The sequence below is a fragment of the Taklimakanibacter albus genome, assembly GCF_016595235.1.
In the GTDB taxonomy this organism is placed as follows: Bacteria; Pseudomonadota; Alphaproteobacteria; order Rhizobiales; family Aestuariivirgaceae; genus Taklimakanibacter; species Taklimakanibacter albus.
Map to the genome: position 1 here is coordinate 196119 of NZ_JAENHL010000006.1, position 22821 is coordinate 218939.

General features: G+C 63.6%; 21 protein-coding genes. 8 read left to right on the forward strand and 13 right to left on the reverse strand.

All coding sequences use genetic code 11. The annotated features are described in order from the left end of the window. Positions 1-44: 44 nt before the first annotated feature. Positions 45-668 carry a CGNR zinc finger domain-containing protein gene (locus tag JHL16_RS05585; protein ID WP_200183895.1) on the reverse strand — a complete coding sequence of 208 codons (624 nt, stop codon included), beginning with the start codon at positions 666-668 and terminating at the stop codon, positions 45-47. 143 nt (positions 669-811) lie between these two features. On the opposite strand from JHL16_RS05585, the gene JHL16_RS05590 reads away from it, so the two are divergent. The 4 genes from JHL16_RS05590 (at position 812) to JHL16_RS05605 (ending at position 4476) form a co-directional block, all read left to right on the forward strand. After that, on the forward strand, positions 812-1666 hold the full coding sequence (locus JHL16_RS05590) for an alpha/beta fold hydrolase (RefSeq protein ID WP_200183896.1): 855 nt from the start codon (positions 812-814) through the stop codon (positions 1664-1666). Between the two features lie 89 nt (positions 1667-1755). Beyond that, positions 1756-3606: a Na+/H+ antiporter NhaA gene (gene nhaA, locus JHL16_RS05595; RefSeq protein ID WP_200183897.1), complete on the forward strand. Its 1851-nt coding sequence runs from the start codon at positions 1756-1758 to the stop codon at positions 3604-3606. Between the two features lie 30 nt (positions 3607-3636). Continuing rightward, entirely contained in the window at positions 3637-4023 is a 387-nt protein-coding gene (locus tag JHL16_RS05600) for a DoxX family protein (protein WP_200183898.1), read from the forward strand. Positions 4024-4188: 165 nt separating this feature from the next. After that, positions 4189-4476, forward strand: coding sequence for a hypothetical protein (locus tag JHL16_RS05605; protein ID WP_200183899.1), 288 nt, complete (start codon positions 4189-4191; stop codon positions 4474-4476). A 15-nt stretch (positions 4477-4491) separates the two neighbouring features. Here the strand turns inward: JHL16_RS05605 and JHL16_RS05610 are convergent, their stop codons facing one another. Then, positions 4492-5592: an agmatine deiminase family protein gene (locus JHL16_RS05610; RefSeq protein ID WP_200183900.1), complete on the reverse strand. Its 1101-nt coding sequence runs from the start codon at positions 5590-5592 to the stop codon at positions 4492-4494. 135 nt (positions 5593-5727) lie between these two features. Here JHL16_RS05610 and JHL16_RS05615 point away from each other — a divergent pair, with 135 nt between their 5' ends. Beyond that, positions 5728-6933 (forward strand): NAD(P)/FAD-dependent oxidoreductase, encoded by a 1206-nt coding sequence (locus JHL16_RS05615; RefSeq protein ID WP_200183901.1) that lies wholly within the window; start codon positions 5728-5730, stop codon positions 6931-6933. Between the two features lie 172 nt (positions 6934-7105). Here JHL16_RS05615 and JHL16_RS05620 read toward each other — a convergent pair whose 3' ends face one another. From JHL16_RS05620 to JHL16_RS05640, 5 genes are all read right to left on the reverse strand, one after another. Beyond that, positions 7106-8449, reverse strand: coding sequence for a hypothetical protein (locus JHL16_RS05620; RefSeq protein ID WP_200183902.1), 1344 nt, complete (start codon positions 8447-8449; stop codon positions 7106-7108). Between the two features lie 76 nt (positions 8450-8525). After that, positions 8526-9383, reverse strand: coding sequence for a sugar phosphate isomerase/epimerase family protein (locus tag JHL16_RS05625; RefSeq protein ID WP_200183903.1), 858 nt, complete (start codon positions 9381-9383; stop codon positions 8526-8528). Then, positions 9384-10532, reverse strand: coding sequence for a dihydrodipicolinate synthase family protein (locus tag JHL16_RS05630; RefSeq protein WP_200183904.1), 1149 nt, complete (start codon positions 10530-10532; stop codon positions 9384-9386). It abuts the gene before it with no gap. Between the two features lie 155 nt (positions 10533-10687). After that, positions 10688-11467, reverse strand: coding sequence for a 3-ketoacyl-ACP reductase (locus JHL16_RS05635; RefSeq protein ID WP_200183905.1), 780 nt, complete (start codon positions 11465-11467; stop codon positions 10688-10690). After that, on the reverse strand, positions 11464-12609 hold the full coding sequence (locus JHL16_RS05640) for an acyl-CoA dehydrogenase family protein (RefSeq protein ID WP_200183906.1): 1146 nt from the start codon (positions 12607-12609) through the stop codon (positions 11464-11466). The genes JHL16_RS05635 and JHL16_RS05640 overlap by 4 nt, the downstream gene beginning before the upstream one ends. Positions 12610-12728: 119 nt before the next feature. Here JHL16_RS05640 and JHL16_RS05645 point away from each other — a divergent pair, with 119 nt between their 5' ends. After that, positions 12729-13745 (forward strand): aldo/keto reductase, encoded by a 1017-nt coding sequence (locus JHL16_RS05645; RefSeq protein WP_200183907.1) that lies wholly within the window; start codon positions 12729-12731, stop codon positions 13743-13745. Then, complete coding sequence (locus JHL16_RS05650) at positions 13742-14185, forward strand: MaoC family dehydratase (RefSeq protein ID WP_200183908.1); 444 nt, start codon at positions 13742-13744, stop codon at positions 14183-14185. The genes JHL16_RS05645 and JHL16_RS05650 overlap by 4 nt, the downstream gene beginning before the upstream one ends. A gap of 115 nt (positions 14186-14300) precedes the next feature. Here JHL16_RS05650 and JHL16_RS05655 read toward each other — a convergent pair whose 3' ends face one another. Both JHL16_RS05655 and JHL16_RS05660 read right to left on the reverse strand, forming a co-directional pair. Then, a complete protein-coding gene (locus JHL16_RS05655) occupies positions 14301-15065 on the reverse strand; it encodes an enoyl-CoA hydratase-related protein (protein WP_200183909.1) in 765 nt (254 codons plus the stop codon). After that, the gene (locus JHL16_RS05660; protein ID WP_200183910.1) at positions 15062-16657 is read right to left on the reverse strand and encodes an acyl CoA:acetate/3-ketoacid CoA transferase; all 1596 of its coding nucleotides are present in this window, start codon (positions 16655-16657) and stop codon (positions 15062-15064) included. Before JHL16_RS05660 ends, JHL16_RS05655 begins: the two co-directional genes overlap by 4 nt. Positions 16658-16757: 100 nt before the next feature. Between JHL16_RS05660 and JHL16_RS05665 the strand changes: the two genes are divergently transcribed. Further along, positions 16758-17576, forward strand: coding sequence for an aldo/keto reductase (locus JHL16_RS05665; protein WP_200183911.1), 819 nt, complete (start codon positions 16758-16760; stop codon positions 17574-17576). Between the two features lie 140 nt (positions 17577-17716). Here JHL16_RS05665 and JHL16_RS05670 read toward each other — a convergent pair whose 3' ends face one another. Genes JHL16_RS05670 through JHL16_RS05685 form a run of 4 tightly spaced genes read right to left on the reverse strand, consistent with a single transcriptional unit; the run spans position 17717 to position 22772 of the window. Beyond that, positions 17717-19312, reverse strand: coding sequence for a GMC family oxidoreductase (locus tag JHL16_RS05670; protein ID WP_200183912.1), 1596 nt, complete (start codon positions 19310-19312; stop codon positions 17717-17719). 4 nt (positions 19313-19316) lie between these two features. Then, positions 19317-20267 carry an ABC transporter permease gene (locus JHL16_RS05675; RefSeq protein ID WP_200183913.1) on the reverse strand — a complete coding sequence of 317 codons (951 nt, stop codon included), beginning with the start codon at positions 20265-20267 and terminating at the stop codon, positions 19317-19319. Positions 20268-20271: 4 nt separating this feature from the next. Next, positions 20272-21798 (reverse strand): sugar ABC transporter ATP-binding protein, encoded by a 1527-nt coding sequence (locus tag JHL16_RS05680; RefSeq protein WP_200183914.1) that lies wholly within the window; start codon positions 21796-21798, stop codon positions 20272-20274. Beyond that, entirely contained in the window at positions 21795-22772 is a 978-nt protein-coding gene (locus tag JHL16_RS05685; RefSeq protein ID WP_200183915.1) for an ABC transporter permease, read from the reverse strand. Before JHL16_RS05685 ends, JHL16_RS05680 begins: the two co-directional genes overlap by 4 nt. Positions 22773-22821 lie beyond the last annotated feature (49 nt).

Below are 22821 nucleotides of genomic sequence, written 5' to 3' on the forward strand. Positions count from 1 at the left end.
GCGCACTCTCGTAGGCCCCGACTTTCGTCGGGGTGACAAAGCTTTCAACCCTCTCGATCACGCTGCACTTTCACGCGATGACGATGCGCCGCCTGCTTCGCGCGGTTGCCGCACAGCGCCATGCTGCACCATCGCCGCGCGCGACCGCGTGTGTGGTCGACAAAGAGCAGCGAGCAGGCCGGCCCTTCGCAGGCCTTTACGAAGGTGAAGTCCTCCTCGCTCGCAAGGCGCGCCAGCGCTTCCGCGATCGGGAGCAGCAGCATGTCCGGTGATGTCCACCGGCGCGTGGTGCCGAGGGTCAGGCCATTGGCGTCCGCGGTAAGGCGGCTATAACGTTCATCACGCGCGAGAATGAGATTCAACGGTTCGAGCGCCGCGAGATCCCGCGCCGGGAGCGGGCGCCCCATGCGCGTCTTCACGAACTCCCTGAACCACTCGCGCAAGCGTCGCGCCTCATCCGCCACCTTGTCGAACGCGACGGGCCGCGCCTCCTTGCGCAGCTTGGCGAGGGCATCCGCGGGCACGAGCCGTGTCTGCTCCAGCCAGGCGAGCAGCCCCGCGCCGTCAGCGATCCAGTCGATCGGCGCATCCGCCGCCGGCGTCGCCAGCGTGTTCAGGAAATCGAGGCCGGTCGCGTCGCCGACAAGAAGCGCAGGTGAGGGGACCATCAAAACTCCGTCAGGCCCGGTCGGCGGATGCCCCGGGCACAGGATCGTGAGTGTAACTTCTCAGAAGCCGGTTGACAAGTTATGTAGTAACCGGTAAAATTGAAATTGTAGGGTTACTGTTCGGGAAGTGAGAAGGAAGCCACATGTCTCTCGTCAGCTATCGCTCCGTCGCCGTGGACGGCATCAACATTTTCTATCGGGAGGCCGGCTCGCCGGAGGCGCCGACGCTGCTGCTCCTGCATGGCTTCCCGAGTGCCGGCCATATGTTCCGGGATCTCATTCCGCGTCTCGCCGACCGCTTCCATCTGGTGGCGCCCGATCTCCCGGGCTTCGGGCAATCGGACATGCCGGCGCGAGACACGTTTGCCTATACTTTCGATCACCTCGCCGACGTCATCGACCGTTTCACCGAGGTGATCGGCCTGAAGCGCTTCGCCATCTATGTCTTCGACTACGGTGCGCCGGTCGGCTTCCGCCTCGCCGTCAAACATCCGGACCGCATCACCGCCATCGTCTCGCAGAACGGCAATGCCTATGAAGAGGGACTGAGCGAGGGCTGGAGTCCGCTGCGGGCTTATTGGCGTGACCCGTCACCCGCCAATCGTGACGCTCTGCGCGCCATCCTCGAGCCCGAGACGACCGTCTGGCAATATACGCATGGCGTTCCCGACGTGACCCTGATGTCGCCCGACGGCTACGCGCTCGACAATTTCTATCTGGCCCGCCCCGGCGCCGACGAGATACAGCTCGATCTCATGAGCGACTATAAGAGCAATATTGCGCTTTATCCCGCCTTCCATGCTTACTTCCGCGCATACCGGCCGCCATTCCTCGCGGTGTGGGGCAGGAACGATCCCTATTTCCTGCCGCCGGGCGCCGAGGCCTTCAAGCGCGACCTGCCGGACGCCGTGGTGCGCTTCTTCGACACCGGACATTTCGCGCTGGAGACGCATGCCGCCGAGATCGCGTCGGCCATAGACGACTTCCTCCCACGCTGAGCGCGCGCCAGCCCGGGTGGTCCTTTCCGGCGGGGGACGTTATAGTCGTCCCGCTGGATTAAGTCCGGCTGACCGGGGAGCACACATTCATGTCGCAGGGGGCAATCGCCAACCGGCTTGATCGGCCCGTCGATGGGGAGCGCGATCACGTCCTGGGCGCGTCGCGGGCACCGATCACACTCGTCGAATATGGCAGCTATGCTTGTCCGCATTGCCGCGCCGCCAATGAGCGCGTCGCCGATATCCGCGATCAGCTGGGCGAGCGTGTGCGTTATGTCTTCCGCCATCGCCCGGTGACCGGCAGCGACCTCGCGCGGCGCGCTGCCGAGCTCGCCGAGCGTGCGCCGAGCCCGGAAGCCTTCTGGGACGCGCATGTGAAGCTGATGACGCGCTCCGAAGTCCTGACCGAGGAGGACCTCGCCGCGGTCGCCGCCGATTTCGGACTGATGGGCTTGAGCGCCGAACGGGAGAAGGTGGAAGCCGCCGAGGCCGCATCACGTGTCGCGGCGGATATGGCGAGCGCGCGGGCCAGCGGCGTTCTCTATACGCCGACCTTCTACATCAACAGCCGGCAATATGACGGCCCGTGGGACGAGAGCTCGTTCCTCGACGCGATGCTCGGCACACTCGGCCACCGCGTCCGCGCCGCCGCCCTCGACTTTGCCAATTGGGGCCCGTCCGCCGGCATCCTGCTGCTCATCGCGACGGTGCTTGCCGTTCTCCTCACCAACACGGCGTTCGGTCCGGCCTTCGACGCCTTCTGGCATCAATATCTGGGCTTCACGCTGGGCGACAGCGCTTTCCGCATGTCGCTGCAGCATTGGGTGAATGACGGGCTCCTCACCATCTTCTTCCTGGTGGTGGGACTCGAGATCAAACGTGAATTCACCGTCGGTCATCTCGCCAGCCGGCGTTCGGCGGCGCTGCCCATTGCCGGCGCCATCGGCGGCATGGTGTTCCCGGCGCTCTTTTATCTGGCGGTCCTTCCCACCGGCCCCTGGGCGCATGGCTGGGGCGTGCCGATGGCGACCGACACCGCTTTCGCCATCGCCATCATCGTGATGATGGGCACGCGCGTCCCGGTGGAATTGCGCATCTTCCTCACCGCCGCGGCCATCGTCGACGATATCGGCGCCATCATCGTCGTCGCGCTATTTTATTCGGGCGAGCTGAACTTCTATTATCTCGTCGTCGCGCTCGTCCTGACCGCCGCCCTCGCGGCTCTCAACCGCGCCCATATCTATCGGGTGTCGCCTTATGTGGTCCTAGGGATCGCGCTCTGGGCCTGCGTCTATGCCGGCGGACTCCATGCCACGCTGGCGGGCGTCATCCTGGCGCTGTTCATCCCGACGCGCCAGCCCGCCAATCTGACCGCGCTCATGGTGCAGGCCAACACCATCATCACCGCCGAGGCCGCCCATAGCGGCGAGGTGCTGCGCCACGGCCCGTCACTGCCGGCCATGCGCGCCCTCGATGCCATCCATGACCGTCTCGAATCGCCGGCCGATCGTCTGCTGCGCCATGCCGGCGCGCGGTCGAGCTATCTGGTGCTGCCGCTGTTCGCGCTCGCCAATGCCGGCGTCGTCCTGAGCGCCGATGTCCTGAGCGGACGCGAGATGCTGGTCGCCGCCATCATCGCGGGCCTCGTCGCCGGCAAACCTTTGGGCATGCTGGCCGCCACCGCGCTCGCGGTGCGGCTCGGCATCGCGGTGAAGCCCGCCGAATATTCCTGGGTCCAGCTCCTGGGCGCCGGCTGCCTTGCCGGCATCGGCTTCACCATGTCGTTGTTCATCGCCGGCCAGGCTTTTCTCGATCCACAGGATTTCGCCGCCGCCAAGATCGCCGTCTTCGCCGCCTCGATCGTCTCCGCGGTGATCGGTGCGGCCATCTTGTGGTTCGCCAAGAACGGACGGAGCGAAAACGCCTCTCCCGACGGGTGAGGGCGAAGACATGTAAGCAAGGGGCCAAACATGACCGAAGACACTGAAGTCTCGCGTAAAGTATGGGCCGGACGTATCATCACGGGCCTTGTCGTCGCCTATCTGTTGTTCGACAGCATTCTGCGCGTGCTGAAGCTCGACGCCGCGGTCGGCGGCTTCGAGCGCCTGGGTTATCCCGAAAGCCTGGTCGTCCCCGTCGGCCTCGTTGAGCTCGCCGGCGTCATCCTTTACGTGTTTCCGCGCAGTGCGGTGCTGGGCGCCATCCTCCTGACCGGCCATCTCGGCGGCGCCACCGCCGCCATCCTGCGTCTGGAGAATCCCTGGTTCCTGTTGCCCGTCGGCCTGGGCGCGCTGCTCTGGGGCGGGCTTTATCTGCGCGACGACAAGGTGAACGCGCTTTTTCCGTTGCGGCGTTAGCCGCCAATTTCCCTTCGCCCGTTGCGAAGCAATGGGAGAAGGTGGCCGAGGGCCGGATGAGGGCTCTTTTTTCTCGGGTGCCGACCGCTCTTGACGCCGGCCCCGCCTTGGCCTCCAGAATGCTGTCGTCGGGGGTAGGGCATCTGTGATGGATGGGGACGACACGTGCGCGCGATATTCTGGATTTTATGGTCCGTAAACGCGGCACTCGCCGCCATCGTGGTCTTTTTCTTCCTCGCCGGCGTCGGTGACGGCTCGGTTTCGTCCTTCAATATCGGCCTGTGGCTGGGCATTCTCGCGGCGGGTTTCATCATCCTGGCCGGAAGCCTCTTTTTGCGCGGCAGGGGACATGCGGTCCTCGCTTTGCTGATGGTCATCCCGGCCGCCGCGGCGGGACTCCTCTATGCGTTGTTCATCATCCTCATCATCGTCTCCGGTGAGCGCTGGAACTGACTCCACATCGAAGGCTCAGGAAGGCTGCTGCTGCGTCGTGCAGTGAATGCCGCCGCCGCCGGCGGCGATCCCGTCGATATCGAGCTGGATGATCTCCCGGTTCGGAAACAGGTCCTTCAGGATGTCGCGGCTGTTGCGGTCGGTCTTGCGGTCACCGAATTCCGGCGCGATGACGGCGCCGTTGCAGACATAGAAATTGATATAGCCGGCGGCGAACTCGTTGTTCTCGTAAGCGCTGCGGATCGTCGAGGGTCCTTCCATCACCACGATCCGCAATTTCTGCCCCTTGGCGTCGGTGGCCGTCTTCAGAATTTCGAGATGCCGCTTGGTGACGGCGTGATCATAGGATTGCGGATCGGTGTCGAGCCCGGCCACCACCACGCCCGGGCTGGCGAAGCGCGCATAGAAGTCGGTGTGCCCGTCGGTGATGTCCTTGCCGGCGATGCCCGGCAGCCAGATGATCTTGTCGAGGCCGAGCAGGCGGTGCAGCTCCTCTTCGCACTGCGCCTTGCTCACGCCCGGATTGCGGTTGGCGTTGAGCACGCAGCTTTCGGTGATGATGGCGGTTCCTTCACCATCCACCTCGATGCCGCCGCCTTCGAGCACCAGGCGCGTCGTGAAGGGAGGTATTGCGGTCTCGTGGGCGACGAAGCCCGCCACTTCGGCATCGCGTGTATGCTCCTGCTTGTCGCCCCAGCCGTTGAAGTTGAAGTCGACCGCGCCGAACTGTCCCGTCTCGCTTTTGACGAAGACCGGCCCCGTATCGCGCATCCACAGATCATCGATCGGCTGCGTCACCAGGCTGACGGTCGGGCCGCACAAGCGCGCCGCGATGTCATGGTCTTTTTCGCGCACCAGCATCTTCACCGGCTCATGCGCTGCGATCGCTTTGGCGATGAGGGCCAGATTGTCCCGGACCACCGGCAGCAATTGCTTGCCCCAGATGCCGGCGCTCGGGCCGAAAGCCATCCAGGTGGCGGCATGCGGAGCGCCTTCATCGGGCATGCGCCAGCCGGTGTCTTCAGCACCTGCCGTTCCGTTCGTGGCGCCCGACAGCATCGCGAAAGCACCTCCGGAAGCCAGGAGTTTACGCCGCGAAAAGCCGCGCCCCGTCATGACGATCTCCTCTGACTAGGACTATCGGCATAGCATCAACTTGAGATTGTGAATAAGAAAATTCTTATCGCTCATGTCACAGCGCCCGTGCCGGCCTCGTCTTGTCTTCGAAACCCCTTCGGAACGGAGACGACAATGACATCGAACGGAGAGATCCTGGTCATCGGCAGCGGCTTTGCCGGCTTCTGGGCGGCGGTCGCGGCGAAGCGCTTCGCCGGCGCCCAGGCGGATGTGACGCTGATATCGCCGGAGCCCGTCTTGCAGATCAGGCCGCGGCTTTATGAAGCCAGCCCCGAAACACTTGGCGTCGATCTGCTGCCGCTGCTCGACAAGGTTGCCGTCGATTTCACGCAAGGCAAGGCGGCCGGGCTCGACCCGGAAGCGAAGACCGTATCTCTCGCCGATGGCGGGGAGCTTTCCTATGACCGCCTGATCGTCGCGACGGGCAGCCGCATGCGCCGGCCGCCGGTGCCGGGCGCCGAGACGGCCTATTCGGTCGATACCCAGGCCGAGGCGATCGCCCTCGACATACGCTTGGCCGAAATCGCGCGAAAGGGGACCGCACCCACCATCGCCGTAGTCGGCGCGGGCTTCACCGGCATCGAGCTGGTGCTGGAATTGCGTGACCGGCTCCTGGCCCATGGCGGTGCTGAAGCCGCCGAGCGGGCCCGAATCGTGCTCATCGACCGGGCCGATGTCGTGGGACCCGAACTCGGCCCCGGACCGCGGCCGGTAATAGAGAGCGCGCTCAGCGAGGCGCGGGTTGAACTGCAACTGGGCGCTCGGATATCCGAATTGGCGAGGGATCGTGTCTCCTTCGCCGACGGCAGCTCGCTCGCGGTCGATGCCGTGGCGCTGGCGACCGGCATGGCTGCGGCACCCTTCACGGCGCAGATCCCCGGCGAGCGTGATCGCCTCGGCCGCATTCTCGTCGATGCGGCTCTACGTGCCCCCGACGCACCCGAAATCTTCGTTGCCGGCGATGCCGCCGCGGCCGATACGGGCGACGGCCACAAGGCGCTGCAATCCTGCCAGCATGCCGGCCAGCTTGGCCGTGTGGCCGGCGAAAATGCGGCGCGCGATCTCTTGGGCGAAGCGTCCGTGCCTTACAAGCAGCTGCGCTATCTCACCTGCCTCGATCTCGGCCGCTCCGGCGCGGTGGTGACGAAAGGCTGGGACCGGCGCATCGAACGGATCGGCGCCGAGGGCAAGGCGTTGAAGCGGTTCATCAACACCAAGCTCATCTATCCCCCCGTCGGCGGCAGTGTCGAAGCCTTGTTCGCCGGCTCCAATGCCGCGCTCATCGAAAGCTTCGATCTCCTGGCGGTCGAGGCGGCCTGATCAGCACACCGATCGGAAGCGCTCGATGCAGGTTTTCAGAACTTCCTGCGGCGGGCGCTTCCACCAATTCTGCGCCTACAAATCCAGATAGCAGGGTTTGAGTAATGTCACCTTTGGATCAGGCTTCCATGGCTGTTCATCACCTCGGCGCATCAAGACGCAACACGGGAGGTCATTCGTCCATATCTCGCTCGCACCAGTGTTGATAGGTGTTTCCACGTTGGTCGTCGACGATATGTGTCTGGATACCTTTGCTTTGTACCGCATCAAGCGTTTCGCGTAGACCCGCGACGCGGTTCCGCCTCTCGATTGTTGTGGCAAGGGCCACAGCCAGACCGTCAAAAGCGAGAATCTCGTCGTGATAATTGTGAGCTGAGCCATGATGGGGCAGTGTCAATACACCTACATGGGAGGTATACGGCGTAAAGTGATTCAACCAGGGGTCGCGTCGTTTCTGTTGCTTGAGCGTTGAATCGCCCGTCCCGAGCCACCCAACAGATCTCTCCCGACTATAAGCGCTGTATGTGCCCGGCGACCAACGCCATTGATGATTTCTATCGCTGTGCACGCAGTATGGGCCGGAATACAGCGACATTGACAGAGCATTGTGTCCACGTCCGAAGTGTTCATGGTAAAGTTCCAGAAGTGTTTCAGTTTTGTCGGGGTGCGTTAGATGATCGAGGAGCGCTCTGGCAATGCTGATCTCGTGGCCTCTTGTTAGCCCCAGTGCCTTTCTGACGGCGCGTTGAAAGTGGGAGCGAATGATCTGCTCAACTGGATGTACATAGGGAAGCAGAATCCAATCGCCGTCGCGCCACGGCGAGCGACTTTCGCTGCGCCATTGGAGCTGGAAGAATGATCCTGCCCCCGCGAGAATAGCCTCGTCATTCAAGAGTGGTTGCGCCTCATTCGCTATCTTCAGTCCACTCGGCGCACTCTCCCTTGGCTTACGAAGATAGGGGGCAAGGCGAGCGCGCGGGGTCTTCTCCATGTGCTCCATTGTGGAGTGTCGACCGCCATCGTCAATTGGTCCGTCAGGTTCTTCGGGCGCTATGGGGCGCGGAGTATCGCCGTTATCCGCTTCGATGAAGATGACGTTCTTTGTGCCGCGGTTCAGCCACCAGCGAACCGGATTCGCCAGGTATTCGCGCGCCGATGACGAGGCGGAACCTGAATCCATATCGGCAAGGAAGAAAATAAGCCGGTCGAATATGTCGAGATACGGCACCACAGCGGTCGTCACTGGTGCCAAGGCCTGCAGACGTTCGATCCCGTTGATGTGGTCGGAATGAAGGTGAGAAACGAAGAGAATGTCGGTACGCCCGTTACTGGTCGATCGATGCGAGTTCAAAGCATGCTTGAGTGCTTCTCCGCTCTCGGATCCGCAGTCATAGACATAATGAAAACTGTTGACTTTAAAGTCGGCAGGCAGCGACGCAAGGACATCAATGTGACCGGCATGAAATCCACCGTGCCCAACGGCATGCTGAATGCGATATATGCGCGTTGTTAACATGACCGGCCCCGGAGTCGCGTTACTGTCTTCATCATGTTGCCAGTCTAAACGTCTCGAAAATCGCGCCATGCTGACGTTAGGATACAGTCCGAAACCGTTCGACGCAAGTTTTCAACACTTCCTGCGGCGGGCGTTTCCACCAGTCCTGCGCCGAGAAGATCTCCACTTCGCATAAGCCCTGATAGCCGGCAGCTTCGACCGCCTGGCGGATAGCCTTCAGATCGGCGACGCCGTCGCCCATCATGCCGCGGTCGAGTAGCACATCGCGCGTCTCGGCCAGCCAGTCGCAGAGATGATAACCGAGAATGCGGTTGCCGGCACGTTTGAGCTCCGCCGCCAGGCTCCTATCCCACCAGACATGATAGACATCGACGGCGATGCCGACGGCGGGATGATTGATCCGCTCGCAAAGATCATTGGCGTCCTTCAACGTGACGAGGCAGGAGCGGTCGCCGCCATAGACAGGATGCAAAGGCTCGAGCGCCAGCTTGACCTTGCGGGCCGCTGCGAGGGGCGCCATCCGCACGACGATCTCCGCCACGCGATCAAGGCTGTGGCCGAGGCCTTTGGTGCCGGGCTCGACACCACCCACCACAATGGTCAGCACCTCGGCGCCGAGACCCGCCGCCATGTCGATCGAGGCTTCGAAGTCGTCGAGCATTGCTTGCTCAGGTTTCGGCGCCAGCGGGCCGGTGAGGAAGGGCGTGCGGCAGAGGCCCGCGACATTCAGGCCGGTTTTGCGCGCATGGTCACCGATCTCGATCGCGCGTTTGCCGATCTCGCGCCGCCAGAACACGACGCCGCCAAGACCCAGCTCGGCGCAGGCATCAATGATCCGCTCCGGCGTCCAGCCGGCGCCATGCCCGTCGATATTATGGCCGAGAGTCGCCGTATTGAGCGCCAGCGCCGAATGGTCGTGGCTGAAATCGCGCATCTAGACTCCGTAAAGGGTAAGCAGCGACTTCATCCGCCGCACCGCGAGATCGGGATCGCGCAGCAGGCCACATCCATCCGCCAGCCGGAAGACTGCGGTGAAATAGGGCAGAGGGCGCATCGCCTGGGCGCCGTTCAGCATGATGAAATGATCCTGGAAACCATTGAGCCAGGCGAGGAAAACAACGCCCGTCTTGTAATGCTGCGTCGGCGCCCGGAAGATCAGGCGCGCCAGCGGCACCGTCGGGTCAAGCACCGCATGGAATCCTTGTCTGTCGCCGGCAGCGAGCCGCGACATGGCAAAGGCGGCGGCCGGCGCCAGCGGATCGAAGATGCCGAGCAACGCATGCGAGAAACCTTGCGCGTCGCCGGCGATCAGTTCCGGATAGTTGAAGTCATCGCCCGTATACATTTTGACGCCCTGCGGCAGGCGCCGGCGCATGACTATCTCTTTGTCCTTGTCGAGGAGCGAGATCTTGATGCCGTCGACTTTCGCCTGGTTCTCTTCGATGACGGTGAGACAGGTTTCGAGCGTCTTGTCGAAATCATCGCTGCCCCAATAGCCGGCAAGGGCGGGATCAAACATGTCGCCCAGCCAATGCAGGATGACGGGCTGATCGCATCGTGCCAGCGCGTCACGATAGATGGTGAGATAATCCTCACGTGACCGCGCCACTTTGGCCAGCGCCCGCGACGCCATAAGGATGATGCGCCCGCCGGCTTTCTGGATCGCGTCGATCTGCTCGAAATAGGCCCGGCGGATATCGTCGAGCGACTGCGCGTCGTTCGGGATCAGATGATCGGTCCCGGCGCCGTTGAACACCAGCGCGTCCGGAACTTCCTGCTTGGTGCGGCGGATCAGCTCCAGCGCGCCCTGCCAGTCGAGCCCCATGCCGCGCTGCGCCGTGTCCATCGCTTCGGCGATGCCGAGGCCGAGCCCCACCAGATGCCGGCGGAACGCCATGGTTTTGTCCCAGTCGATCACCGCGCGTCCCGTCGGATCGGACGCGGTGAAGGGATCGGCGACCACATGCGCCGCCGAGAAGACGACGCGGTTGAAGCTGCGATCGAACTTCGCGGTCTCGACCGGCTTGCCGATGAGTGAATAGGCGGAGAGCTTGCCTCTGTCGTCGGGGAGATCGATTTTCATGTCGAAAGTGCCTCTTGAAATATCCTCATGCTGAGGAGCCCGGCGCAGTCGGGCCTCGAAGCATCCAACAGGATAGAGCGAAACTCCTGCACCATACCCTTCGAGGGCCGCTGCGCGGCCACCTCAGGGTGAGGGAATGTGGTGGGCTTCATCGCTCAAAACCTCTGCACCAGCATGCCGGCATCGGCCGATATCACCTGCCCCGTCGTATAGGGAAGGGCGCCTGTCGCCAAGCTCGCCGCGATGCGGCCGACATCCTGCGGCACACCCATGCGCGGCAGAAGCGTCAGGCCTTCTTCCGCGATGCGCCGTTGATAGGTCTCTTTGGCGACGCTCGTCATCGCCGTTTCGATGATGCCGGGCTGGATATCATAGACGGCGATGCCTTCGCTGCCGAGCCTGACCGCGAAGACTTTCGAGATCATCGCGGCGGCTGCCTTGGACGCGCAATATTCGCCGCGCTGCACCGCCACCGCCACCGCATTGGAGGACGACACATTGATCAGGCTGTAGAACCGCCCGTCATTGCGGTCGCGTTTCACCAGGCGCCGCGCGAAGGCCTGGCTCAGGAAGAACATAGCCTTGGCATTGACCGCCATGCAGCGGTCATAACTCGCTTCGCTCACCTCGAGCAGGTCGCCGCGCGCCAGGACCGACACGCCGGCATTGTTGACGAGGGTGGAAAGGGGTCCGATCGCCGCTTCCGCGTCGCCGAGCAGCCGCTCATGACCGGTGATGTCGCCGATATCGGCGACGAGCGTGACGACCTTGCCGCCATGTTTCTCCACAAGCGCCCCCGCCGCCGTCAGTTCCGCATCGGCGGCCGGTCCATTGAGCGCGATGTCGAAACCCGCTTGCGCCAGCGCCTCGGCGATGGCGAGGCCGATGCCGCGGCTCGATCCGGTGATCAGCGCCGCCTGCCGCGCCGTGGTCATGCCGCCGCCCCGTTCTTCAGGAGCTCGCGGGCGATGATGGCGCGCTGGATCTGGTTGGTGCCTTCATAGATCTGGGTGATCTTGGCATCCCGATAGAGCCGCTCCACCTCGAAGCCGCGGATATAGCCGCTGCCGCCGAAGATCTGCACCGCATCGGCCGAGCGTGCCACCGCCATGTCGGAGGCGAACCACTTGGCCATCGAGCAGTAGCGCGTCGCATCCTCACCGGCATCGATCTTGGCGGCGGCGCTGTGCACGAGGAGGCGCGCCGCCTCGACGTCGCGGGCGATGTCGGCGAGCATCCACTGCACGCCCTGGAAATCGGCGATCGCCTTGCCGAACTGCTTGCGCTGCTTGGCGTAATCGAGCGCCGCCTCGAGGCCCGCCTGGCCGATGCCGACAGCGAGCGATGCGATGCCGACGCGGCCCTTGTCGAGCACGCTCATCATCATGTGGAAGCCGCGGCCTTCGTCGCCGAGCAGCGCATCCGCCGGCAGGCGCACATCGCTGAAGGTGAGGGCGCCGACCTGGCTGGCGCGCTGGCCCATCTTGTGCTCCTTGGGCCCGCGCGTGACGCCTTGTCCCTGAAGATCGACGATGAAGATGCTCATGCCGCGATGGCCGGCATCCTTGTCGGTGCGCGCCAGCACAAAGCCGACATCGGCGACCGGCGCATTATGGATCCAGATCTTGCCGCCATTCAGCAGCCAGCCCGTGCCGTCGCGTGTGGCGCTGGTGCGGATGCCCGACACGTCCGTGCCGGCCTCGGGTTCGGTGATGCAATAAGCGCCCTTGATGTCGGAGGAGAGGAGGCCCGCGAGCCAGCGCGCGCGCTGGCCTTGCGTCCCGTGACGCACGAGCAGGGTCGAGAGAAGCTCGACCAGGCCGCATTGATCGGCGACGGAGGCATAGCCGCGCGACAATTCCTCCATCACCAGCGCATAGGTGAGGGTGTCGAAGCCGGGCCCGCCCATCTCTTCCGGCACGCCGATGCCGAACAGCCCCAATTCGCCCATCTGCTTGTAGAGTTCAGCCGGAAACCGCTCCTCGCGGTCGAGCGCCTCGGCCATCGGGCGGATCACCTCATCGGCGAATTGCCGCGCCATGTCCCGGACCTGCATCTGGGTCTCGCTCAGCCGCATGGCCGTCCTCGCTTAATAACCATCTAGTTACTTAATAGAGCGATGCCGGAGTCTTGTCAACGCGCCGCCGTCAGGGTAATGAGTAACTATATGGTTACATAAAGATTGGGAGGAAAAGAGTGAAGGTTTCCGACAAAAAGCGCTTCGGCCGCGCCGGTTTCGACGTCACGGCCTTCTCTTTCGGCACCGCACCGATCGGCAATCTTTTCCGCCCGATCGATGAGGCGACATCCGACGCGATGATCGATCAGTCCTGGGAGGCGGGGGTGCGTTATTTCGATACCGCGCCCTTTTACGGTCATGGGCTTGCCGAGCTCCGCCTCGGCCATGCGCTGCGCTGGAAGAACCGCGCCGACTATATTCTCTCGACCAAGGTCGGCCGCGTGCTCAAACCCGCGCGCCGCGGCGAGATCGACTTCACACCCTGGACCGAAGGCGCCGCCAACCGCCTCGAATTCGATTATTCCTATGACGGCACGATGCGCGCCTTCGAGGATTCGCTCCAGCGCCTGGCGCTCGAGCATGTGGAAATCCTGTTCATCCACGACATCGACAAATTCACCCGCGGGCCCGAGCAGCCGGAAGTGTTCAGGCAAGCCATGGACGGCTGCTGGAAGGCGCTCGAGTCACTGCGCCGCCAGGGCGCCGTCAAGGCGATCGGCGTCGGCGTCAATGAATGGGAAGTCTGCCATGCCGCTTTGCTCGAGCATGATTTCGACTGCTTCCTACTGGCCGGGCGTTACACGCTGCTCGAGCAGGAGGCATTGAACGACTTCCTGCCGCTCTGCGAGAAGCGCGACGTCGCCGTGGTGGTGGGCGGCGGCTTCAATTCCGGCATCCTGGCGACCGGCGCCAAACCCGGTGCCAAGTACAACTATTCATCGGCGCCCGAGCCGGTGATGAAACGCGTCGCCGCGATCGAGGGCGTCTGCAAAGAATTCAACGTGCCGCTGCCGGCCGCGGCTTTGCAATTCGTCGTCGCCCATCCGGCCGTCGCCTCCTTCTGCGCCGGCACACGCACGGGCGAACAGCTCGCCCAGAACCTCGTCTGGTTCGGCACGCCTATTCCGGCCGACTTCTGGTCCGCGTTGAAGAAAAAAGGCCTGTTGCGCGAGGACGCGCCGGTCCCTGCATGACCATATTGTACTTCTTCGAAGACATCGGGATCGGTGATGTCATCGAAACCACATCGCTGACGATCACCACCGATCATATCGACCGCTTCGCCGACCTGACCGGTGACCGCTTCGAGATCCATATGAGCGAAGAGGGGGCGGCGCAGCACGGCTTTCCCAAAAGAGTCGCTCACGGCCTGCTGATCCTGTCGCTGGTCGACGGTTTGAAGAACCAGGCCGATGCACAATTCGCCGCGGTGGCGTCCCTGGGCTGGGAGTGGAAGTTTTCAGCCCCCGTGCTGCCGGGCGATGTCATCAAGGCCCGCATGACGGTGACCGGCAAACGCGAGACCAAGCGGCCCGACCGCGGCATTCTCACCATCCAGTTCGACGTCATGAACCAGGATACGAAGACAGTGCAGTCGGGCGTCAACACGCTGATGGTGCGGAGAAAGGCATAATTTCCCCTCCCCCTTGCGGGGAGGGGTTAGGGGTGGAGGGGCTGGTGGTATTGAAGGAAGCCATACGTCATATACCACCCGACCCTCCCCACAAGGGGGAGGGTAATTCTCACTCCTAAAACTCCGGCTTCTTCTTGTTCCGGAATGCCTCGAGCCCCTTCGCCAGATCGCGCGATCCCGCCGCCAGCTGCCCGGCGATCGCATCGAGCACGCGTTCGCGCTCTTCGCCCTCCGCCGCATTGATCAGCATCTTGGTGAGCTCCGTCGCCTGCGGGCTGCGGTTCAGTAGTTCGTTTGCCACGGAGCGCGCAACCGCGATCCCTTCACCTCTCTCACACACCCGGTCCACCAGCCCCAAGCCCAGCGCCGTGTCCGCGTCGAATACCTCGCCGAACAGCGCCATGCGCCGCACCACTTGCGAGCCGAAACGGCGCACCGTGCGCTGCGTGCCGGACCAGCCGGGAATGATGCCAAGCCCCGTTTCCGGCTGGCCGAAACGCGCATGGCGCTCGGCGATGCGATAGTCGGCGCAGGCGGCGAGCTCAAGCCCGCCGCCGAGACAATCGCCATTGAGGACCGCAATCAACGGTTGCCGCAACCGCGCCAGGGCGTCGAAGACCAGATGCCCCTCGCGCACCCAGAAGCGCCCGAACTCCTCCGGCGTATCGGCCGACCAGGCGGCGATATCGCCGCCGGCCGAAAAGCTCTTATCGCCGGCGCCGGTGAGGATCGCGACCCGCGCCGCCGAATGTTCGATATCGCGGCAGGCCTTGGCGAGGCCCTCGACCATCGCGCGCTCGAGCGCATTACGTTTTGCCGGCCGGTCGAGCGTGATGAGCGCGACGGCGCCTTCGAGTTCGACGCGTACACCGTCCATCACGCGGCTTCCGCCAAACTGAGGCCGAAGCGGTCTTCATGGAAGAGCGAAGCGGCCATGAGCTTCATGTCCTTGGCGACGGCGAGGGGGATCTTTGCCTGCGCGAGGATATCGCGATCGAGATCGACGCCAGGGGCGATCTCGGTGATGACGAGTCCATTGGGCGTGAGCTTCATCACGCAGCGCTCCGTCACATAGGTGATGTCCTGGCCCTGCGCGACGGCGCGGGGACCGGAGAAAGTCACCTGATCGACCTTCTCGACGATCTTGGCGACCTTGCCTTCCTTTTCGATCACCAGCCGGCCATTCGCCACCGACAGCTTGGCGCCGGCATTGAAGTAGCCCGAGAACACGATTTTCCGGGCGCGCGCCGTGATGTCGATAAAGCCGCCGACGCCCGCCGTCACATGTGGACGCACCGCAAGTTTCGACACATTGACAGAGCCCTCGCGGTCGATCTGCAGGAAGGAGAGCAGCGAGGCGTCGAAACCCGCCGCCTGAAAGTAAGTGAACTGATGCGGCGAGGCGACGAAGGCCTCGGCATTGGACGAGCAGCCGAATTTGAAATCGAGCAGCGGCACGCCGCCGACCGCCCCTTGCTCGATCACCCAGGTGACGTCGCCATGCCGGCCTTCCTCGATGAAGATGCGCGGCACATTGGCCGAGATGCCGAAGCCGATATTGACCGCCCAGCCGGATTGGAGCTCGGTCGCGACCCGCCGCGCGATCACCTTGGCGATGTCGAACGCACCGAGCCGGAAAGTCTCGATCGGCCGGAACAGCTGGCCCGATATGGCCGGATCATACTGCGTCGCCGTCGTCTGCAATTGCTCCGGCGCCTCGACGATGTAATCGATGAGCATGCCGGGCACGCGCACATCATGCGGCTTGAGCGAGCCCGAGGCCGCGATGCGTTTTGCCTGCGCGATGACCTTGCCGCCGCAATTATGCGCCGCGAGCGCCAGCTCCATGGCGCCCAGATAAGCGCCTTCCTCCTCGAAGGTGAGATTGCCGCGCTCATCCGCCGTGGTGGCGCGGATGATGGCGATATCGGGCTTGATCGCCGGGAAATAGAGCCAGTCCTCGCCCTCGAAATCCATCCGCCGCACGATCGCCGTGGCGCGCGCCCGCTCGTTCATGGCGCAGCCTTCGAGCGCCGGATCGACGAAAGTGTCGAGACCGACCTTGGTGAGGACGCCCGGCCTTTTGCCCGCCGCCTCGCGCAAGATGTCGAACATGATGCCTGAGGGCACATTGTAAGCGGCAACCTCATTGGCGCCGATCAGGCCCCAGATGGCCGGCGGCTCGGCCGAGGAGGGGCCTGACGGATAGGACCCGCCGATGATCGTGTCGATCATGCCTCTATGCTGCGCCAGATGGTCGATGCCTTTGGTGCCGAACATGTCGCCGGCGGCGATCGGATGGATCATGCAAAGGTTGCGCGGATGGCTTTCGCGGCCGAAACGCTCGCCGAGAGCGGCCAGAACCGCGTCCGGGCAGCACAGGCCGCTCGAGGAATTGACCGCGATCGTGGCGCCGTCCTTGATGAAGGCGACCGCTTCGGCGGCAGTCCTGATCTTCGTCTTCCGTCCCATGCCCACGACACCCTTGCCAAAAAATAAGTAACCAGATAGTTATTTATAGAGACATTCGGCGTCAGGTTCAAGAGGCCCGGAATGGCTGGGAGGAACGAGGATGAGCATCTATTTCCAGAACGGTTTCGAGCGGGTTTTCGGCACTTATCCACTGAAAGGCGAAGAGCTCGCCCATGCGGTGGCGGCGGCGGTGGGTGTCGGCTACCGCGCCTTCGACACGGCGCAGATGTATGGCAACGAGGCCGATCTCGGCACGGCGCTTGCCCGTCTCAAGCTGCCGCGTGAAGAGCTTTGCATCGCCACCAAGGTCCATCCCGACAATTTCCCGAAAGAGCGCTTCATCGCCAGCGTGCGGCAGAGCCTCGAGGACCTGCGGCTCGATTATGCCGATATATTGTTCCTGCATTGGCCGCCGGTTGGCGGCGACATCCGCCCCTCGCTCGAATTGCTGGAAGAGGCGCATCGTCTGGGCCTCGCGAGGAACATCGCCGTGTCGAACTACACCGTGGCGATGATGCGCGAGGCAAAGAAACTCGTCGCGGCGCCGATCGCCTCCAACCAGGTCGAATTCCATCCGTTGCTCGACCAGTCGAAACTGCTGGCCGGCGCCGCCGAGACCGGCATCTCGCTCTCCGCTTATTGCTCGGTGGCGCGCGGCAAGGTCTTCGATTATCCGCTGTTCAAGGAATTGGGCGAAGCTTACGGCCGCTTGCCCGGCCAGATCGTTTTGCGCTGGATCCTGCAGATGGGGGTCGCGGTCAACACCATGTCGACCAAACCCGCCAATATCCACGCCAATTTCGGGGTCATGGATTTCACGCTGTCGAGCATCGACATGGCGCGCATCACGGAGCTGACGAAGACGAACTACCGGATCGTCACGCAGGATCTGGTGAAATGGGCTCCCGCGTGGGATTGAGCGTTCTCCCAGACCCTCACCCTGAGGTGCCCGGCGAAGCCGGGCCTCGAAGGGTGGCAAGCGGCAAGACTTCTGTCACTGGATCATGCTTCGAGGCTCGCTACGCTCGCACCTCAGCATGAGGGTATATGTGGTTGCGCCTACCTATTCCCCCTCACCAGATCCGCCGCCTTCTCACCGATCATGATGGTCGGCGCGTTGGTGTTGGAGCCGATGAGGCTCGGCATCACGGATGAGTCGCAGATGCGTAAAGCTTCGACGCCTTTCACCCGCAACTGCGGATCGACCACGGCTTCAGCATCCGAGCCCATGCGGCAGGTGCCGACCGGGTGATAGGAGGTGCGGCCATATTGGCGGGCATAGGCTTCGAAATCCGCCTGGCTCTTGACCTGCATTCCCGGGAAATGCTCGCGTTTCATGTATTTCGCGAAAGCCGGCTGATGCATCACCTCGCGGCTCATCTTGACGCCTTCGACCGAGATCCTGAGATCGTCCGGCTCGGCGAGGAAATTCGGATCGACCAGCGGCCGGTCGGTGTAATTGCCTGAGCGCAGACGCACGCTGCCGCGGCTCTTCGGCCGCAAATTGTAGCAATTGAGGGTGAGGCCCGAGCCCGACGGCACCGTCGGCACGCCCGCCTCGACGCCGGCGCCGCAGAGGAAATGGAACTGCAGATCGGGCCGCGGGAGATTGCGGTCCGAATACCAGAAGGCGCCGCCTTCGACGACGTTGGAGGCGACCGGCCCCGATTTGAAGAAGAGATATTCGAGCCCCGCCCAGATCATCCAATGCGGCTTGTTGTATTTGTCGAGGCTGTAGGGCCCGCTCAGTTCATAGACGAGATCGATGCCGTAATGGTCAGTAAGATTGCGTCCGACATCCGGCGCATCAGCCGCAACCGTGATGCCGAGCGATTTCAGATGATCGGCCGGCCCGACACCCGACAGCATCATCAGCTTCGGCGAGCCGATGGCGCCCGACGCCACCAGCACCTCGCGTTCGGCGGTGATCGCGGCTTCCGCGCCATTGCTCCAATAGCGCACGCCGGTGGCGCGGCCCTTTTCGATGGCGATGCGCGACACCTGGCAGTCGGTGCGGATGGTGAGGTTCTTGCGATCCTTTATGGGCCTCAAATACGCGACCGCCGCCGAGCAGCGCCGCGCATTGCGGATCGTCGTCTGATAGATGCTGGCGCCCGCCTGCTCGGGGCCGTTGAAGTCGGGGTTGTAGCTCATCCCAAATTGCTGGCAGGCCTGGACGAAGACCTGGCTCATCTTCTGTGGCGCCGCGATATTGGAGACGCCGAGCGGGCCCTCGGTATTGTGCCATTCGCCGGCCAGCGTGTCGTTGCCTTCGGCGCGCAGGAAATAAGGCTGGACGTCCCTGAACGACCAGCCGGCAGCGCCTTCCTTATCGGCCCAGCGGTCATAATCGCTGGCATGTCCTCGCGTGTAGATCTCGGCATTGATAGAGCTGCCGCCGCCGATGACGCGCCCTTGCGCATAGGCGATTTCGCGGTTGTTCGCATGTTTCTGCGGCACCGTGACGAGGCCCCAGGTGAGCGGCCCGGTGGTCATCTTGGCGAAACCCACCGGCATATGGATGTAAGGATTGCTGTCGCGCCCGCCGGCTTCGATCAGCAGCACCCGGCAGTCGGGATCTTCCGTGAGCCGGTTGGCCAGCACGCAGCCCGACGAGCCGCCGCCGACGATGATATAGTCATACGCTTCCGCCATGTCGTCACTTCACCACGAGCAGCTTGCTGCGGTCCAGCGTGATCGCGACGGCGGCGACCAGGATGACGCCGAACACGATCTGCTGGGCGAAGACCGAGACGCCCATGAAGGTCATGCCGATGCGCACCACCTGCACGATGAGGGCGCCGACGAAGGTGCGCCACACCGAGCCGACGCCGCCGGTGATCGCCGTACCGCCGACGATGATCGCGGCGATGGCGGGCAGCAGGAACTCATTGGCGAGTGTCGGCGAGCCCGAGCCGAGCCGCGCCGCCATGACGACGCCGGCCAGCGCCGCCATCGTGCCCGACAAGACATAAGCGGCGATCTTGATGCGGTCGACATTGATGCCCGACGCGATGACCGCCTGTTCCTGGGCGCCGATGCCGCGGATCAGCCGGCCGAACGGCGTGAGCTGCAGGAGCACACTCAACACCACCATGGCCACGACGCCGACCCAGATCTCATTCGGGATGCCGAGCGTGTCGCCGACCGCCCAGGACAGATAGCTGGCCGAGAGATCCGGTGGGATATTGATCGAGCGTGTGTCGGAGAACCAGTAGCCGGCCGACAGCACGACGCCGCTGACCGCCAGCGTGGCGATGAAGGAGGGGATGCGCAGCCGCGTCGAGACGAGGCTGCCGGCGAGGCCCGCCACGGCGCCGCCCAGGACCGCGAGCGGTATGGTCCACATGCCGAACCGGCCGAGATAGGCGGCGAGGATGCAGCTCGCCATCGACGCCACCGCCTGGATCGACAGGTCGATGCCGCCGATCATGATGACGAGCGTGACGCCGGACGCCATCAGGAACAGGGTCATCGTGTCGGCGGTCACGGTGAGAAAATTGCCGACCGAGAAGAAGCTCGGATCATAGGTGCCGACCAGCAGCACCAGCACGATCAGGAAGACGATCGGCAGATAGGTGTGGAGGCGTTCCTTCCATTCCTTGCTCATGACGTCACACCATATGCTGCACGAGATCGATCTGGGTGGGTTTGCCGCCGGGCGGCGCCTCGAAGCTGGCGGTCACCTCGCCGTCGCGCATCACCAGGATGCGGCTCGACAGGCCGATGACTTCCTCGAGCGTGTCGCCGAGCAGGATGACGGCGAGGCCTTCGCTCGTCATGTCGCGCACCAACTCGTAGACGTCCTCCTTGGCGCCGACATCGATGCCGCGCGTCGGATGGTCGAGGATCAGCACCTTGACGCCGGCGATGCGCCATTTGGCCAGCACCACTTTCTGCTGGTTGCCGCCCGACAGCCCGCCGGTCATCGCATGGGGCGAGGGCGTCTTGATCTTGAGTCGGTCGATCCAGCTTTTCGCCTGCGCCGTCTCGGCGCCGAAATTAAGCAGACCCTTGGCGACGAATTTCGGAAGGGCGGCGAGCGTCATGTTTTCGGCGACGCTGAATTGCGCGACGAGGCCCTCGACCTTGCGCTCGGCCGGCACCAGGCCGACGCCCTGCGCCGTCGCCTGCGGTACCGAGGCGAAGCGGGCGCGCTGGCCATTGACCTCGAGCGTGCCGGTATCGGACTTAGTGTGTCCGGCGAGGCAGCGGGCGAGATCCTCGCGCCCCGAGCCGATGACGCCGGCAATGCCCAGCACCTCGCCGGCGCGCAAGGCGAAGCTCACATTCCGGAATGCGCCGGCTTTGCTCAAGTTACGGGCCTCGATCAGCACCTTGTCGGAGCACGCCGTCTGGCGCGCCTCGCGGTAATATTCCGTGTGGAGCTGGCGGCCGACCATATGCTGGTGCATGTCCTTTTCGGTGACATCTTTGCCGTCGAACTCCTTCACTACTTTGCCGTCACGCATCACATAGACGCGGTCGGAAACGGCGAGCACCTCGTCGAGCCGGTGCGAGATGAAGGCGATCGAGGCGCGTTTCTTGAGATCGGCGATGATGGCGAAGAGAAGCTCGACCTCCTTGCGCTCCAGCACTGAGGTCGGCTCGTCGAGCAGGATCGTGATGTTGCCGGTGATGCGGCTGTCGAGCGACAGCGCCTTGGCGATCTCGACCATCTGCCGGTCGGCGAAGGAGAGTTTCACGCAAGCGGTGCCCGGATGAATGTCGAGATGGACCTTCTTGAGCTCGACCGCCGCCGCCTCGTTCATGCGCGCCTTGGAGACGAGGCCGAAGCGCAGGAATTCCTCCTCACGGCCGAGAAAGATATTCTGCGCCACGGTGAGCGACGGCAGGATCGTCTGCTCCTGGAACACCATGGCGATGCCGGTGTCGAAGGCCTGGCGCGGCGAGGCCAGTTTGACCGGGCGTCCGTCGACCAGCAGTTCGCCTTCATCCGGCTGATAGATGCCGTTCAAAACTTTGAGGAGCGAGGTCTTGCCGGCGCCGTTCTCGCCGATGAGGCCCACCACTTCATTGCGCTTGATGGTGAAGGAGACATTGTCGAGCGCCTTGACGCCCGGAAACGACTTCGAGACGCCACGGACTTCGAGCGCCGGGATGGAGGAGGGCGCGTTCATTTGACCACCGAAAGGCGCGAGCGGTCGAGTGCCAGCGCCACGGCCGCGATGATGAGCAGGCCCTGCACGCCCTGCTGCACATAGGGCTCGATGCCCATCAGCACCATGCCATTGGCGAGCACCACGACGATGAAGACGCCGATGATCGAATTGACCACCGAGCCGACGCCGCCCGACAGCGCCGTGCCGCCGACGACGACGGCGGTGATGGTGGTGAAGAGCCGGCCTTGCGCGATGAGCGCATGGCCTTGCCCGAACTGCGCCGCCGCCAGCACGCCGCCCAGGCCATAGAACAGGCCGGCAAGGGCGAAGACGAGAATGCGAGTCTTTTCGACCGGAATGCCGGCGAAGCGCGCCGTCACCTCATCGGTGCCGATGGCATAGATCCAGGCGCCGATGCGGGTGCGCTGCTGGATGGTGAGCGCCACCAGAAAGGCGGCGAGCGCGATCCAGACCGCCATCGGGATGCCGAAGACGCGCCCGAGCGAGAGATAGCGGAAGGTCGGATCGGCGATGCGTACCGTGAGACCGCCGAGGATCGCGGTGGCGATGCCGAGCCCGGCGAAGCCGATGCCGAGCGTCGTCATGAAGGAGGGCGTCTTGAGCTTCACATGCACGACGCCATTGACCAGGCCCATGAGGCCGCCGATCGCCATGGCGACCGGCACCGCGAACAGCCCGAGCTTGTACGCTGTGATGTCATTGGCGACGAGCAGGCTCGCGATGACGGCGGTCAGCGCCACGATACCCTCGACCGAGAGGTCGATCGAGCCCATCAGGATGATGAAGGTGGCGCCCATGCACAACACGACCGGGATCGCCGCCGAATTGAGCAGGCGGATGAAATTGCCGGTGCTGAGGAAGTTCGGATTGAACAGGCCGATGAGGATGCACAGCGCGATCAACACCGCCAGCGGCGCCCAGCGGCGCCACTGATCGAGATAAGAGAACGATGTCGCCTTGCGCGTCTGCATGATGTCAGGCGTTCCCGTGTGGGCCAGCGCATCGGACCGAAAAGTGCGA

What these genes read in the sequence shown, in the direction of transcription:
- JHL16_RS05625 (WP_200183903.1), bottom strand. Translation starts at nt 9,383, where the DNA reads ATGCGCGATTTCAGCCACGACCATTCGGCGCTGGCGCTCAATACGGCG.
- JHL16_RS05640 (WP_200183906.1), bottom strand. Translation starts at nt 12,609, where the DNA reads ATGCGGCTGAGCGAGACCCAGATGCAGGTCCGGGACATGGCGCGGCAA.
- JHL16_RS05610 (WP_200183900.1), bottom strand. Translation starts at nt 5,592, where the DNA reads ATGACGGGGCGCGGCTTTTCGCGGCGTAAACTCCTGGCTTCCGGAGGT.
- JHL16_RS05615 (WP_200183901.1), top strand. Translation starts at nt 5,728, where the DNA reads ATGACATCGAACGGAGAGATCCTGGTCATCGGCAGCGGCTTTGCCGGC.
- JHL16_RS05675 (WP_200183913.1), bottom strand. Translation starts at nt 20,267, where the DNA reads ATGAGCAAGGAATGGAAGGAACGCCTCCACACCTATCTGCCGATCGTC.
- JHL16_RS05680 (WP_200183914.1), bottom strand. Translation starts at nt 21,798, where the DNA reads ATGAACGCGCCCTCCTCCATCCCGGCGCTCGAAGTCCGTGGCGTCTCG.
- JHL16_RS05600 (WP_200183898.1), top strand. Translation starts at nt 3,637, where the DNA reads ATGACCGAAGACACTGAAGTCTCGCGTAAAGTATGGGCCGGACGTATC.
- JHL16_RS05660 (WP_200183910.1), bottom strand. Translation starts at nt 16,657, where the DNA reads ATGGGACGGAAGACGAAGATCAGGACTGCCGCCGAAGCGGTCGCCTTC.
- JHL16_RS05585 (WP_200183895.1), bottom strand. Translation starts at nt 668, where the DNA reads ATGGTCCCCTCACCTGCGCTTCTTGTCGGCGACGCGACCGGCCTCGAT.
- JHL16_RS05630 (WP_200183904.1), bottom strand. Translation starts at nt 10,532, where the DNA reads ATGAAAATCGATCTCCCCGACGACAGAGGCAAGCTCTCCGCCTATTCA.
- JHL16_RS05650 (WP_200183908.1), top strand. Translation starts at nt 13,742, where the DNA reads ATGACCATATTGTACTTCTTCGAAGACATCGGGATCGGTGATGTCATC.
- JHL16_RS05665 (WP_200183911.1), top strand. Translation starts at nt 16,758, where the DNA reads ATGAGCATCTATTTCCAGAACGGTTTCGAGCGGGTTTTCGGCACTTAT.
- JHL16_RS05590 (WP_200183896.1), top strand. Translation starts at nt 812, where the DNA reads ATGTCTCTCGTCAGCTATCGCTCCGTCGCCGTGGACGGCATCAACATT.
- JHL16_RS05685 (WP_200183915.1), bottom strand. Translation starts at nt 22,772, where the DNA reads ATGCAGACGCGCAAGGCGACATCGTTCTCTTATCTCGATCAGTGGCGC.
- JHL16_RS05670 (WP_200183912.1), bottom strand. Translation starts at nt 19,312, where the DNA reads ATGGCGGAAGCGTATGACTATATCATCGTCGGCGGCGGCTCGTCGGGC.
- JHL16_RS05635 (WP_200183905.1), bottom strand. Translation starts at nt 11,467, where the DNA reads ATGACCACGGCGCGGCAGGCGGCGCTGATCACCGGATCGAGCCGCGGC.
- nhaA (WP_200183897.1), top strand. Translation starts at nt 1,756, where the DNA reads ATGTCGCAGGGGGCAATCGCCAACCGGCTTGATCGGCCCGTCGATGGG.
- JHL16_RS05620 (WP_200183902.1), bottom strand. Translation starts at nt 8,449, where the DNA reads ATGTTAACAACGCGCATATATCGCATTCAGCATGCCGTTGGGCACGGT.